The 13,738-nt window shown below is 69.6% G+C and carries 12 protein-coding genes; 1 reads left to right on the forward strand and 11 read right to left on the reverse strand.

Annotation, left to right across the window (positions count from 1 at the left end):
* Window positions 1-4 precede the first annotated feature (4 nt).
* Entirely contained in the window at window positions 5-859 is an 855-nt protein-coding gene (locus tag JHN63_RS01785; protein ID WP_200676845.1) for a helix-turn-helix transcriptional regulator, read from the forward strand.
* 51 nt (window positions 860-910) lie between these two features.
* Here JHN63_RS01785 and JHN63_RS01790 read toward each other — a convergent pair whose 3' ends face one another.
* The 11 genes from JHN63_RS01790 to JHN63_RS01840 all read right to left on the reverse strand — a co-directional run bounded on the left by JHN63_RS01790 (window position 911) and on the right by JHN63_RS01840 (window position 13,727).
* Window positions 911-1,225 carry a hypothetical protein gene (locus JHN63_RS01790; protein WP_200676846.1) on the reverse strand — a complete coding sequence of 105 codons (315 nt, stop codon included), beginning with the start codon at window positions 1,223-1,225 and terminating at the stop codon, window positions 911-913.
* A 195-nt stretch (window positions 1,226-1,420) separates the two neighbouring features.
* Window positions 1,421-1,768 carry a hypothetical protein gene (locus JHN63_RS01795; protein WP_200676847.1) on the reverse strand — a complete coding sequence of 116 codons (348 nt, stop codon included), beginning with the start codon at window positions 1,766-1,768 and terminating at the stop codon, window positions 1,421-1,423.
* 27 nt (window positions 1,769-1,795) lie between these two features.
* On the reverse strand, window positions 1,796-2,104 hold the full coding sequence (locus JHN63_RS01800; protein ID WP_200676848.1) for a hypothetical protein: 309 nt from the start codon (window positions 2,102-2,104) through the stop codon (window positions 1,796-1,798).
* A gap of 20 nt (window positions 2,105-2,124) precedes the next feature.
* Entirely contained in the window at window positions 2,125-2,943 is an 819-nt protein-coding gene (locus JHN63_RS01805; protein ID WP_200676849.1) for a hypothetical protein, read from the reverse strand.
* A gap of 110 nt (window positions 2,944-3,053) precedes the next feature.
* Entirely contained in the window at window positions 3,054-3,326 is a 273-nt protein-coding gene (locus tag JHN63_RS01810; protein WP_200676850.1) for a hypothetical protein, read from the reverse strand.
* A 70-nt stretch (window positions 3,327-3,396) separates the two neighbouring features.
* A complete protein-coding gene (locus tag JHN63_RS01815) occupies window positions 3,397-4,713 on the reverse strand; it encodes a CHAP domain-containing protein (RefSeq protein ID WP_200676851.1) in 1,317 nt (438 codons plus the stop codon).
* A gap of 14 nt (window positions 4,714-4,727) precedes the next feature.
* Window positions 4,728-6,164 (reverse strand): hypothetical protein, encoded by a 1,437-nt coding sequence (locus tag JHN63_RS01820; protein ID WP_200676852.1) that lies wholly within the window; start codon window positions 6,162-6,164, stop codon window positions 4,728-4,730.
* Window positions 6,164-7,102 (reverse strand): hypothetical protein, encoded by a 939-nt coding sequence (locus tag JHN63_RS01825; protein ID WP_200676853.1) that lies wholly within the window; start codon window positions 7,100-7,102, stop codon window positions 6,164-6,166. The genes JHN63_RS01820 and JHN63_RS01825 overlap by 1 nt, the downstream gene beginning before the upstream one ends.
* Window positions 7,103-7,112: 10 nt before the next feature.
* Entirely contained in the window at window positions 7,113-8,267 is a 1,155-nt protein-coding gene (locus JHN63_RS01830; protein ID WP_200676854.1) for a siphovirus ReqiPepy6 Gp37-like family protein, read from the reverse strand.
* 3 nt (window positions 8,268-8,270) lie between these two features.
* On the reverse strand, window positions 8,271-9,269 hold the full coding sequence (locus JHN63_RS01835; protein ID WP_200676855.1) for a phage tail family protein: 999 nt from the start codon (window positions 9,267-9,269) through the stop codon (window positions 8,271-8,273).
* Window positions 9,270-13,727: a hypothetical protein gene (locus JHN63_RS01840; RefSeq protein ID WP_200676856.1), complete on the reverse strand. Its 4,458-nt coding sequence runs from the start codon at window positions 13,725-13,727 to the stop codon at window positions 9,270-9,272.
* Between the last annotated feature and the right edge of the window lie 11 nt (window positions 13,728-13,738).

A 13,738-nucleotide genomic window follows, 5' to 3' on the forward strand; every position in this document is an offset into this window, starting at 1 on the left:
GCCGGTGAGCACGGACTACCAGCAGGCCCGCGAGGCCCTCGGAGCGAGGCTCCGAGAACTACGCCTCTCGGGCGCGGGTGGCCGGCTCACCGGCACGCAGCTCGCCGAGCGCCTCGGCTGGCCACACTCGAAGATCTACAAACTGGAGGGCGGCCGACAGACCGCGACCTCCGACGACCTACGCGCCTGGGCCAACGCGGTTGGTCAACCCGACGTCTACGGCGAACTGCACGCCAGACTCCAGGGATTCGAGTCCCACATCAGATCTTGGCGCCGACAACTCGCCGCCGGCCACCGCCCCGTGCAAGACATCTGGAACATCGAGGTCGACCGGTCCACGACCATCTACGCCTGGGAAGAATCAGTGATCCCCGGCATGCTCCAGACCGCAGACTACGCTCGGGCGATCTTCCTCCGATACGCCGACCTGTACGGCACGGTGCGCGACACCGAGGAGGCCGTCCGTAGCCGCGTACTGCGCCAACAGTGGCTTCACCAGGGCAGCCACACCTTCCACGCACTGATCTGGGAGGCCGCTCTCCACGCTCTGATCTGCGCCCCCTCGGTCCTCGCCGCTCAACTCGACCGCCTTGCGGGCATGGTCGGGATGGACACCGTGGAACTGGGGATCATCCCCCTCGGGGCGTCGCTCAAGATCCCCACCGCGAACGGCTTCTGGATCCTGGACGACCGCCTGGTCGTAGCAGAGGACTGGCACGCAGAGATCTGGCTAGACGACGCCGACAGTGTGACCACCTACCAGAAGGTGTGGAACACCCTCTGGGACTCCGCGATCTACGGGGCCGACGCCCAGAACCTGATCAGCAAGGTCCAGCGGTCCGTGAACCCCCGAGCATGACGAAAGCCCCCTCCCACCCGAAGGTGAGAGGGGCTTTGACTCCATGTTGGGTCAGGCGTTCTTCCGTCGGCGGGGGTACGCCCGTCGTACGGATACGGTCGCCTGGACCAGGAGCCCGGCGATGCCAAGCAGGAGCAGAGACCGTACGACGCGCAGCACGCTGGCCAGTGTGCCGTCGAGGTCGATGAACGTGATCACCACGGTGTACAGCCCCAGCAGGCCGATCGTCGCCACGGCGATCACGAAATACCGCCCCACGGCGTGGGCTTCCCAGCGCGCCCGCCTGGTGTACTCCGCCAGGAACGCCACGCTGCACAGTGCGACCAGGCCGGATACGACCGCGTTGAGGAGCTCGGCCACCATCATCTGCCGTCACCTCCCAGGACAATTTCGCGGACCAGCTGACCGAAATGATTCCGTTGGCGTCGTATCCGCCACGTGTCGGCCTCGGCCCGGACCTCGCGGGACTGTGCCCGTACCCGAGCGCGCGCCACCTCGGCCCGGTCCAGGGCCGCGTTGGCCGCGCGTTGTCCCTCGGTTACGGGACGTACGTCCTCGTCGTCACGTAGGTGACGCAGGCGCCTGATCCACGTCGGCACTTGAGGTCACCTCCCGCGCGGCTCGGGGCAGGGTGGCGAAGAAGTAGCCGGCGGTGCGGCTCAGTTCGAGCAGTTCGCCGGCCTGGTCCTGGGACTCGCGGCGTGCCTCCTCGCTGACAGTGTGGGCTTCGCGCCACGTGTCACGCTCGGAACGCAGATCCTCCAGCTGCCGATCCTTGTCGGTTCGGAGGTCCTCGAGCTGGCGGCGCGGGACGAGTTGGCCGCGCAGGACCAGCAGGACGATGATCCCGACGAGGGCCGCGGCCCCGAGATCGGCGGGAGCGAAACCCAACAGGTCTTCCAACGGCAACGACCCTCCCCTCTATCGGCTACGGATTCAGGACGCGGTGTTCGTGTACGTGCCGGTGACCGGCGGGAGCGCCTCGACCTTCGGGTAGGCCGGCGGCCGTGCCCAGCCGAGCAGGAACCCGGCCACGGTCTGCAGGGCGGTGCCGCGCAGTCGGGTGCCGATGTACTCGAGGAGTCTGAACACCAGGTAGTAGGCGAGGACCGCGATGACGGTCACCGTGCTGGTGACCTTCTCCGAGTCGATGGTGACGCCGGCGCGGACGGCGAAGGTGAGCAGCCATCCGGCGATGAGCGGGACCAGGGTCCGCATGACGGACGGGAAGAGCGAGGCGGGCATGAACGGTTCCTTTCGGGAGGTCACTTCTTGCGGAGGCCGGTGGCGACCTGCCAGGCGTACTGCCAGGTCGTGGGGCCGGTGAGACCGTCGGCGGGACCGAGGTCGGCGACGTAGTGCTGCTGGAGCGCCCGCACCTTCTGCAGGTCCAGGGCCGTCATCGTCCGGCTGGGGCCGACCTTGTACGCCGGACCCCAGCCGCCGCGCTGGAGCCACGTCTGCAGGAGCAGGGCGTGATCGTTTGTGGCGCCGAGCGTGAAGAACTGGCGCCCGGGAAACGCCGGCGCGGTGAGCTGGGACGACCAGCGCCAGGACGCGACTGCCTTGCCGCCGCGCGGGTCGGCCGGGTCGGCGGTGGGAGGGCACTGGCCATCCGGGTAGCGCGGGGCGAAATAGCCGACGACCCGCGCGGAACGGCGCGGCGTCGCGTGACTCCAGACACCGTTGCCCTGGCCGAGGTCCTCGGACCCGGCCTTGATCGAGTTGCCGCCCTTCGTGTACACGGTGTCCTTGTCGAAGCCGACAACGATCTCCGTGTGGCCGCTGCTGCTGAAATTCACCAGGGCGCCCACCGACGGGTACTCGCTCCACTGGCCCTTCTGCTTGGCCCAGGCGGTGAATCCGGCGACCGACGCCGTCTTGGGGACGATCGAGGACAGGCCGATGTCGCTGTACATGTCCCATCCGAAGATCGCGCACCAGGCCACACCGTCCCATCCGTACTGCTTGCCGAAGACGGTGTGGTTGTCCCAGCCGACGACGCTGCTCCAGCCCTCGTAGATGCGCTCGGGTACGGCCATGACGTGGTCGACGAGCCGACGCCAGTCAGGTGCTGTGCTCACGGGTTCCTCCAGAAATGACGAAGGCCCCGGCCAAGGGCACGGGGCTGCGGGATTTGGACGAGCCAGATCCCCGGCTGCAGCCGGAGAGCTGGTCGCGGGGAGGGGCAGGCTCAGACCCGTTCGGGCCAGTGCCAGGTGCCGCCGGTCGGAGGCTGTTCCTCGACCGCCACGTGCTCGCAGCCGCCGGCGGCGAGCGGGTGGAAGAACTGGCCGGTGGGGTTGAGGACGGCCAGGCCGACGCGGTCGGGATCGGCGGGGTCGACTTCGGTGACGATCGCGGCCCGGCAGGCAGGCGGGAACGCCTGGCTGCCGTCCTCGCGGACAGGGGTGCCGTGGCTGACGTAGTGGACGACCCGTCCAACGGACGGCGGTTGCGCGTTCATGAGCCCTCCTGGGCATGAGGAAAGCCCTGGCCGATTGGCGCAGGGCTGGCGAGTGGTGGGACCGGGCGCGCTACGCGGCCGCAGTCCAGATGTTGTTCGCGTCCGGAGTCGCGGACGTCATGGCGTAGCTGGTCGGGAGGGCCGTCTGCCCTGACGCCGACCGGCAGAAGCGATAACTCCCCGAGGCCAGATGCGCGTTGCCGGGGGTGAAGGACGCGCCCAGCGACGAGCCCGCGGCGAACACCGGGCTCGTCGTCCCGTTGACCAACAGGGCGATGTAGTACGAACCGGCCGCTGCCGCGTATGAGCTGGTCAGCGCCATCGCCTTGTCGCCCGCGCTGTTCCAGACGGTGGACTGGTCGGCGGTGATCCCCACACGGGTGCCGCTCGATGTGTACAGGCCGGCGAGGCACTGGCCCGAAGTGAGGCCGCTGCCCGCTGTGCCGACGACCGTGCACAGGCTCGTGATCGTCGCCGCGTTCCGCAGGATGACCTTCGTGAAGTAGATGTACCCGGCGGACAACGAGGAGCCCGAGGGCGTGCAGGCGGCAGGGTCCATCGTCCACGCGAGCAGTCCCTGATCGGCTGGCCGCCACATCCCCGGGTTGACCGAGGAGATGATCCGGCCCGCGCCGTCGATCTCGAAGACGGAGACGCCGTCCGCGTTCCGGATGCGGGCGATCGACACGGCGGACGAGGACGCCCCGATGACGTCCAGGCCGATCGTGTTCACGTCGTTCTGCGTGACGGAGACACGGCCGAAGGTTCCGGTCCCGTTGACCGTCAGGGTCTCGGCGACGAGGTTGCCGACCATGAACGCGGCCCGATGCAGATCCGCCGGGCCGACGCCGGAGCTGGCGGTGGCGTACGTGTAGCCGCCCACTCCGGCGAGGGCGGGGTCACCGGTGACGACGCCCTCCGCGTAGGCCGGCAAGCCGTACCCGTAGATGACGCTGTCCGATCGCCTGCGTTTCCGCAGGTAGACGCCGTCCCCCTCCAGCGACCCGTTGTCGTTCGTATTGGCCTCGATGGTCCAGATGAACGTGGCGTCGTAGGCGTAGACGATGCCGGTGTGCTCGGATCCGCCGGACCCGTAGAAGACCTGGGCGCCGAGGGCGGGGAAGTACGACCAGCGGCTGGCACTGGTGAACCAGGTGACGCCCGCGCTGCAGTCCACCCCGCGCGGGAAGATCGACGGCACGCCGGCGCGCATCGCCACCCAGCTGGTGTACGTCATGCACCAGGACTGGCCCTGGTAGCCGGACAGGCCCGGTACCTCAAGCGCGTAGCGGACCACGTTGGTCCAGCCGCCTTCGGCGTAGCCCTCCCGGTAGGTGACCTGCGAGCGGGCTACCGCGATCACCTGGGCAACCTGCGAGTTCGCCATCTGCCCTGCCCTCCTTAGCTCTTGAGCAGCGCGCTGAGCACGGCCGCGGTGTAGGCGTGGCCGGCGTCGGACATCTGGATGGCATCGGTGCCCGCGGCGCCAGGGCTGGCGGAGTTGCCCCAGTAGCCGAGGCTCGACCAGTAGTTCCAGGAGTTCCGGCCGAGGCTCCAGAGGTTGACGAGGGCGGCTTCGTGGGCGATGGCCAGGGAGTGCGCGCGGTCGACGTAGTCCTGGTACCGCCAGGTCAGGGCATCGGAGGTGCCGATGTGCGGGAGGACCAGGACGACGTCGGTGGCGCCGGTGAGGCTGCCGCCGTCGCGGATGTTCGCGAGGTGTTGGCGGACGCTGGCGGCCCACGTGTCGGCGTCGACCCCGTTGATGACGTCCTCGGGACTGACCACGTACAGGACGAGGTCTGCCGGGAGATTGGGGCCGCCGTTCCAGCCGGTCCGCAGGGCGGTGTTGTAGTCCACCGCGATCGCGTTCTTGCGGCCGAGGTTGTGGAGAACGACCCCGGTGTCGTTGGTGCCGGAGACCCCGAGGACGGACAGGTACTGACCGGTCGTACCGGCGTGCCGGATCTTGACGGTGTGGGTGCCGGCGGACAGGCCGGTGATCGTGCGGGTCAGCACGGCGAGCCCGGTCGTGGCCGTGTCGGTCACGGTGGTTTCGCTGCCGCCGTCCACGCTGTACGCCCACGAGGAGCGGCCGCCGTCCGAGCCGAGCGTGTAGATGACCGCGCTGGTCCCGCGCACCGTGAACGTCACATAGTTCCCGTTGGTGCTGCTGTAGGTGTAGCCCCAGCCGGGCCCGGCCGCGTAGCCGCCCGTTGACCAGGTCCCCGACTGGACGACCAGGGATCCGGTCGCCGTCCAGGCCGTGATCGCAGCCGAGTCCTGGCCCGCGATCCCGTTCGCTGAGAACATCGCGGATCGGTAGCCGCTGCCGCCGTCGCCGTACGCCGTCTGCAGACTCGCGGCGAGGAGTGCCGGCCAGTTCTTCGTGACGAGGTCACTGGCGTAGAAACCGACCGTCGCCGATCCGCCGACCACGGCGATGGTCGCCCTGCTGCCGGAGCCTGCCGCAGCCCGGGCCGCACGCCAGAAGCCGCCCCACCCCGGCCGTACGTAGAGCCCCGTGGACTCCAGCGCAGTGGTCGAGGACGGCGCGAACGCCTCCCGCGCAACCATCCACGCCCGGGTGCTGCCGCCGCCCGCCTCGGCCCACATCCCGACGATCCCGTCGGGACCGAAGAACGACGGCACTGCCCCGTACGTGTCGGACGTGATGGACGTGACCGCGTCGCCGGCTGCGGTCGTCAGGTCGGTGTACTGGACGCCGTCGTGGGCCGCGGACCAGAACGTGATCGTCGCGTTCTGGCCGACCGCCCACACACCGTCGGACGGAGTCACGACGAAGTCGCCGGTACCCGCTCCGAATTGGTATCGCATCAGATCACCCAGCTCACGCCGGACTCGGGCAGGACGAAGTCGAACCGCGCCAAGTCGGGGTGGTTGGTCAGCCAGACCTGCCCGGCCCGGTCGGTGCTGGCGGCCGAGTAGATGATCATCCGGGCGACCTCCACCCCTGAGCAGTAGGCCAGGGCGTACTGGTCCCTCGTCTTGTGCCTGTAGTCGGAGGGGATCAGCACGGGCAGCCGGGACTCGTCGGCGCCGGCGAGGGCCGACGTGCGCTGGAACGACCCGAGACGCAGATGGGCGGCGCCGTTGCGCTCCTCCAGTACGGTCTCCGTGGCGATCGTCCAGGCGGACAGCGCCGCGTTGCACGAGATGATCCCGGAGTAGCTGTAGACGGTTTTCCACAGTGTTCCGGTCCACAGCAGCAGCTTCTGATTGTCGACCTGGAAGGCGAGCTCGCCGGGGGCTGTGGGATCGGGCAGGGAGGTCGATGTGCACGGTCGTACTCGGGTCCCGACGTAGAGCTCTTGGCGCGCCACAGTCACGGTCGTGGCGGAGCCGGTCACGGTCACCGTCGCGAGCGGGATCTCGTAGACCCCCGTGCTGCCCAGGTCCTTGGTGAGGGCGGGCTGATCCGCTCCGGGGGTGCCGGGCTTGACCACGGCCATGACGGTCCAGGTGGAGCGGTCCAGGCGGAGAACCACCCGGTCGAGCCGTGTGGAGACGCTCGCGTTCGCGGTGACGGTGAGGTTGACGGTGGAGGTGCCCGAGTACCAGAGGTGTCCGCGTACGGAGGCGTAGACACCGGAGCGGACGTTGACGGTCAGTCCGGTCCCGGCGGTGACGACCTGGTCGTCGGCGGGGCTGCCGTACACGCCGTCGTCGGAGAACCTCGCGGCGAGCAGTTCGAACTCCACGTCGGTGACGGCCCGCGAGTTGTGGGCTGGTGAGGGCCAGGAGTCCTGTGCCATGAGCCGCTCCTTAGCGTGTCTCGAGCCGGCCGAGCCGGCGGTTGAGCGTGCGGACCAGGCGCACGATGCGGGGGTCGCTGGTCACGTCCTGGGACCCGATGACCGAGGACACTTGCTCGCCATCGCTGGGGGTGGCCTGCAGATGGATCGTGCGGACGACGTCGGTGAGTTGCAGGCCGTGAGGGAGGGCGACGGCCACCTGGTCTCCCAGGCCGTAGTCCCGGCCGGCCCTGAGGTCGGCGGTGTCGACGGTGATCGTGGCGAGCTGCACGGGAGCAGCGCCGTCGGTGAGCTCGCTGGTGCCGGAGGCGGTGAGTTCGCCGCCGGTGTCGTTGTCGGCGCCTCCGTCGACGTACTTCTCCACCCGCCACCAAGCGGCGGCCGCGCCTGTGTCGACGACTTCGACGTATGTGCGGACGGTGCTGCCGGTGGTCTCGTTCCCGGCCACCAGGGCGTGGGTGACGGTCGGTGCGGACTGCGAGTAGGCGACGGAGCGCAGGTTGCCCAGGCCGGTGGAGAAGCGCGCGGTCGCGCTCTTGTCGGTGGGCGTGTAGCAGCCGAACTTGATCTGGCTGCCGTCCTGCCGGGTGCGGAAGCCGATGCTGCCGCCGGCGGACGCGACCGCCCGGCACACGTCCAGTACGGCCTCGAACCGGGTCGACACCGCGGTGTTGGTCCCGGCCCCGGCGACGGTGTCCAGGACGAGGTTCGGGATGCGGCGTGCGGTGATGGCCCCCGGCCCGCAGTTCTCGTTGATCAGCGTGCGAATGATCGTCTCGGCGTTGGTTGCGGTGAACGACCGGTAGGTGCTGCCGTGCTGCCCGGTCCAGGTGAGGGCGGGTTCGGGCCAGGTGACGTTCCCGGCGATGACGGCGAGGTCGTCGCTGAAGTTCACGTCGACTACGCCCACGCCCGGGTCGTCGAGGGACCACCGGTAGTTGGTCGGTTCCTCCATCGGCCCGGCCGTCCAGATCACACCGTCGCGGATCACCACGATGCGGTGCCCGGGCACCAGTTGCGCCATGACCTCTGGGTACGCGGGCAGCGTCACCGTGCCGGACGCCGGCGCATTGAAGTTGACGGTGACGTCGAGGTTCGTCCAGCCGGTGAGGGGGTCGCCCTGGAGGGCCATGTTCTTGTCGGTGATCAGCAGGGTGATGGCCATGGGTCAGGCCGTCTCGTAGCGGGGGTTGAAGGTGAGGTCCACGGCGGAGGCCGGGCCGGATCCGGCGAGCGTGAAGGCGACCGGGTTGTCTCCGGGTGCGAGCCCCCACAGCGATGCTGTCGGCCAGTTCAGTCCGCCGATCCAGTTGTCGCCGTTCTGGAAGCGGACGCTGGGCGGGTCGGTGCTGATGGTGACCTGCTCGCCGGCGAGGAGGGCGCCGTGGCCGATCGCGCTCGCGGACGGGTTGAGCGTGAACGACTCTCCGGTCCCGGCGTGGGTGAACGTGACCGAACTGGCCGGGCCGGTGATCACCCACGTCGGCCACACCGTGGTATCGCCCGGGTTGGTGACGACGGTGTCGCCGAGAACCTGGCTGGAGGACACCGACGGGAACGGGGTGAAGAACGACCCCAGCGACCCGGTGGCGCGGTGCACCATCTGCGGTACGGGGTCCGTCCAGTACGGGTCCTCGCACCAGAGGGAGAGGACCGCGCTGTCGGCGTCGCGGTAGTAGCCCCGCTTGCCCTGCCCCTCGAACCCGTCCTGGTAGTAGACCTCGATCGTCCTGCGGGTGCCGTCCGGGCGGGCGATCTCCAGGACGCCCGGCGTACGGCTGCCGTCCGCGTTCAGCCGCAACGTGCGGGTGAACGCGGTGGCCAGAGCCCTCCAGCGCTGCAGGAACTCGAGGTGGCTCACGCCCTGCACGAACAGCGGCCACACGATCGTGCGCGGCTGCGCCTGGGCGTGCCGCAGCCGGGCGCCCCCGCGCGGGTGGGGGTCGCTGGTCAGGTCGTAGGGCACCGCCCCCAGACCGGACACGCCATCGGCCAGCGTCCACCAGCCCGAGTCCCGGTCGGTGAGCGGCCACACCATCCCCGAGGGGTCGGTGTACTGGACGGTGGCGTATCCGATCTCCGGCAGGGGAACGATGGTGCCGCCGCCCGGATCCCCGGGCCCGCCTGTGTCCGGAGGGGCGACGTAGGGAGCTGTGATCAGGGGCATCTAGCGCGGCCTCCCCACTCGTGCCCGGGCCTCCTGGACGCGCTGGACGCGCTCGAGGTCGGCCACGGTGAAGTCGGCCGTGCGGGCGTTGATGACGTACTGGTTGGAGCCGCCCTGGGCGGCCGCCATGCCGGCGTTGGCCGCGCCCTCGAAGGCCCTGAACTGGGCCGGGGTGAAGACGGCTTCGGGGGTCTTGAGCCCGTTGTAGGCCCAGCCCGGTTCCATCCAGCCGCCCGAGTCGTGCTTGCCGGGCTGGAAGCCGTACCAGTCGCTGAACAGGCGGTCCTTGTAGCCGCGGGCGCCCCTGCCGATGACCACGCCGTCGCCGCCGCGGCTCTCGATGTTGACCCCGCCGATCGTCCCCGCAGTGTGGCCAACTCCCTTGTTGGTCACGCCGATCCGGTAGGCGGAGTTGCCGTGCAGGACCCACCCGGGCGGTGCCGTCGTCCCGTGGAAAGCACCGGTAGCCCACCGGCGGTGAGGCTTCTCACCACGGACCACGGACTCGACAGCGGACACCAGCCCGCTGCAGTCCCACGACGGATTCCCGTTGCCGCCCCACTGATACGGCAGACCGTTCTGCGTGCGCGCCCACTTCAGACCGGCCTGGATCCTCGGCCCGCCGACACCGCCGGCGCCCTTCGAATCGGCCACCTTGGAGTAGCCGGTCAAGGCACCAACGATCTTGTCGGGAACCTTGCGGATCATCTGCCCCAGCGCGGTGTCCATACCGGGGAAGTCCTTCAGGAGCGGGTCGACCAGCTTCTTCACGCCCGCGCGCGCAGACGCCTCCAGCGTGTCGCCCAGCCAGCTCGCCGACTTCTTGACCGCGTTCCAGGCCTTCGACCCAGCACCCAGGAGGGAGGATCCCGCAGACTTGATCCACCCGAAAACCCCGCCATCCGCGAACGCCTGGTGCGGGTAGATCCCACCGCGCGCGTACGTCAGGGAGCGGTCCACAGCGGTGGTGCGGGGGTTGCCGCCGAGGACCGGCGCGAGGGCCTTGCGGACGCCCGCCGCTCCGGAGGACCGGGCGACGCGGTTGAAATAGTTCACGAACCCGGAGCCAGCGCCGCGCGTGAACTCCGGCCTCATGATCGACTCGCCGCCGCTGAGGTCGAGCATGCCGCCGGTGGGGCTGATGAAACGGTGGACGTCCGTGCCCGGGGTGTAGCCGGGCAGGATGCCGCCGGACGCGAAGCCCTTGGGATGGAACTCGGGGAGCTTGGGCGACCCGAACGCCGTGGCGATCTTGTTCCAGAGCGCCACGATCCCCGCGTTGTACACGGTGTTGATCACGAAGGCGACGGGAGTTTTCGAGATCGTCTTGAGCTTGTCCCACTGCGTCTTGCTCGCGGTGACGGCTGCTTTGAATCCGTCACCGACCAGGCCCAGAGCCGTGGTGAGCGCGCTCAGGACCGGCTTGATGCCCTTGTCGTAGCCGTACTTGATCGTGGTGACGAGGTCACCCATGACCGGCTTGACGATCTTGTCGCGCAGCCAGGTGAACACTGGCCCCAGCGCGGCTACGGCCGCCTTGAACGCCATCAGGACGGGATTGATCGTCAGGGCCCAGGCGGTTTTGATCTCCCACTTGATGACCGCCCACACCGGCGTGATGACCTTGTCGGAGAGCCAGGTGAACACGGGCCCGAGACGGACCGTCACCCAGCTGACGACATCGGCGAACACGTTGACGAGGCCGGCCACCCAGCCGATCACCGTGGACAGAGCGCTCGCCAGTCCACCGACGAGGAACGCGGCCAGCGAGACGATGGGCGGCAGGAGGCGGGCCAGCACCCCGACGGCGAGCTGGACGACCAGGCCGATGAGCTGCGCGACGATCGGCAGCAGCGGAGCCAGCGCGATCACCAGGTCCAGGCCGGCCCCCACCAGCTGCACCACCGCGGGCATCAACTGGACGAGAACCCCGGCCGCCATCTGCACGACCATCCCGACGAGCTGACCGATCACCGGCAGCAGCGGAGAGACGGCCATGACCAGTGTCAGGAACGCGCTCGACAGCGGCGGCAGGATCTTCGCCAGGGCCCCGGCAAGCAGCCCGGCAACCTGGCCCAGCACCTTGACGATGACGCCGACGACCGGGATGAACTGCGCGGCGAGCGTGCCGACAAGCCGGCCGAGCAGTGGCAGGAGCAGGGAACCGGCCTCGGCGATGGTGCCGAACGCGCCGGCGACGATCGGCAGGACCGGAGCGAGCGCGCCGAAGACGGTCTGCACCAGCTGCATGCCGACCGGGATCAGCGGCTGCACCGCGCCCATCAGTTGGGTCAGGGCCGCCACGAAGACGTTCGCGACCAGGCCCGCGACCTCGCCGAGGACGCCGGCGAACTGCTGCCACAGCGGCGCCATCATCTGGAACACCGCGGCGATGACCGTACCGACCTGGGTGAGGGCGGGGGTGAGGGCCACGACGACCTGCGTCAGCGGGCCGACGAGGACACCGACCACGGCGGTGATAACGCCCACGATCGGTGTCAGCGCCGGCGCGAGCGCGGTGATCACGGAGGTGATCAGGTTCGCGATCGGCTGGAGCAGCGGGGTAACGGAACTGACGAGCTGGACCAGCGCGGCCCCGACCGTCACCAGCACGGGGCCGAGTGCCTGGACGATCGGCAGCAGCGCGACGCCGAGCGTCCCGACGAGCTGCAGCAGCACTGGTCCCAGCAGGACAGCCAGTTGTGCGAGGGGCTGGATGATCGCCGTGACCAGGGGGACGGCAGCCTGGACCACGGTCCCGATGACGGGGACGATCGCGGTGACGATCTGCGCCACCGAGGCGAAGAGGGTGCGCAGTTGGGCCTGCATCGCGGGTGCGGCGAGGAGCTGGTTGAGCTCGCCGAACACCGCGCCCATCACGCCGACGATCTGGCCGCCGGCGTCGCTGGCGGCCTTCACGATCGACAGGACCGTCCCCAGGACGTTGCCGAGCAGGGTGCCGAACTGGGCCAGGATCCCGAACGCGGTGTTGATCGCGGTCTCGAGGCCGCCCGACTGGAACGATGCGGCGATCCCGTCGGTGAACTGCGTGATGGTGCCGGCGAACCGGGTGAGGAGCGCGTTGAAAGCCGGCTGTGCCGCGAGGGTGAGCTGCCCGAACGCCGTGAGGATCTGCGCCGGGGTCTTCTCGAAGATCTTCAGGTTGTCGGTGGCGCCCTGGAGGATCTTGTCCAGGGCACCGGACTTGGCCATCTCGGTGACGGCGCCGGCCGCGTTCTTGGCGATCGCGTTCCACACCCCGGCTGTCGCCGTCAGTTGCCGTGCGAGGACGGGGATCGTGGCCCGGCCCAGTTGTGTGACGGTGGAGTCGAGGCCCTCGAACAGGGCGTTCTGGACGCCGAGTTTCATCGACGTCCAGGCCGGGCCGAGCCCCATCACCGCCGAGACGAAGGACCTGGCGTTGGGTGCGAGCTTGGCCATGGCCTGGTCGAGTGCAGAGGTCTGCGCGGCGGCCGCGGCCTGGGCATCCGCTACGGCGGACGCGGCATCAGCCACGGCCTGCTGGGCATCGGCGATCTGCCGCTGGCCGTCGACACGCGCCTCGTCGACACCGGCCTGCGCCTGGGCGAGAGCCCGCTCCTTGTCGGCGACGGTCTCGTTGGCGTCTGAGATCTTCTTCTTCGCCGCGAGGACCTGGTCGCTGCCCTCGACCCCGGCCTTGTCCGCCTTCTTGGTGTCCTCGGCGAGCCGCTTCGTCTGCGTCTGCTGCTCTTTGAGGGCGAGCTGGGCCCGCTCGTAGCGGATCTCCAGCTCTTCGAGATCCTTCGGGTCCGTCCCCGGTTTGGCCTGCGCGGCCTTGAGGTCCTCCTCGGCCTGCGCCAGCTGCAGGGCAGCTTCCTTCTCGTCCAGTCGCGACTGCGCGAGCTGGGTGTTCATGTCCTCCAGCGCCCGCGCCGCTTCCTGGCGCGCCCCGTTGAGGTCGCGCTGGGCATCGCGGGCGTCGCGCTGGGCGTCGGTCAGGTCCCGTTCGGCGTCGGCGACCTGCTGCTGGGCGGTCTTGACCCGCTTGGCTGCCTCAACCTGGGCATCCGCCAGCGACCGCTGCGCGTTGGCCAGCCCGCGCTGCGCCGTCTCCACCGCCTTGGTGGCGGAAGCGGCTGCGCTGGCGTCCGCCGTGCTGTCGGCGAACGCGGCCTTCATCGCGTCGCCGACGCCGGACAGACCGATCTTCAGGGCTCCCGCTGCGGCGCCAGCGGTGACCAGAGCCGGGGCCAGCGCGGAGGCACCGGCCGCCGTGGACGCGAGGTTCGCGCCGATGGCGACGCCAGCCAGCGCTCCGATGCCCTTGAGACCGATGCCGAACGCCTTGGTGAAGGCGCTCGCCCCGCTACGGCCGGCACCGGAGGCGCGTGAGTTGACGGAGCGGTCCCAGTCACCCTCGAACTCGGGGCGGATCGACACGTATCCGCGACCGACGAGCACGCCTCCGGCAGCCACCACCCACCTCC

The sequence above is a fragment of the Streptomyces sp. MBT65 genome (assembly GCF_016612545.1).
Taxonomy (GTDB): domain Bacteria; phylum Actinomycetota; class Actinomycetes; order Streptomycetales; family Streptomycetaceae; genus Streptomyces.

Excerpts from the sequence above, each read along its gene's own strand:
- JHN63_RS01820 (WP_200676852.1), bottom strand. The coding sequence starts at position 6,164 with ATGCGATACCAATTCGGAGCGGGTACCGGCGACTTCGTCGTGACTCCG.
- JHN63_RS01815 (WP_200676851.1), bottom strand. The coding sequence starts at position 4,713 with ATGGCGAACTCGCAGGTTGCCCAGGTGATCGCGGTAGCCCGCTCGCAG.
- JHN63_RS01835 (WP_200676855.1), bottom strand. The coding sequence starts at position 9,269 with ATGCCCCTGATCACAGCTCCCTACGTCGCCCCTCCGGACACAGGCGGG.
- JHN63_RS01790 (WP_200676846.1), bottom strand. The coding sequence starts at position 1,225 with ATGATGGTGGCCGAGCTCCTCAACGCGGTCGTATCCGGCCTGGTCGCA.
- JHN63_RS01800 (WP_200676848.1), bottom strand. The coding sequence starts at position 2,104 with ATGCCCGCCTCGCTCTTCCCGTCCGTCATGCGGACCCTGGTCCCGCTC.
- JHN63_RS01825 (WP_200676853.1), bottom strand. The coding sequence starts at position 7,102 with ATGGCACAGGACTCCTGGCCCTCACCAGCCCACAACTCGCGGGCCGTC.
- JHN63_RS01810 (WP_200676850.1), bottom strand. The coding sequence starts at position 3,326 with ATGAACGCGCAACCGCCGTCCGTTGGACGGGTCGTCCACTACGTCAGC.
- JHN63_RS01830 (WP_200676854.1), bottom strand. The coding sequence starts at position 8,267 with ATGGCCATCACCCTGCTGATCACCGACAAGAACATGGCCCTCCAGGGC.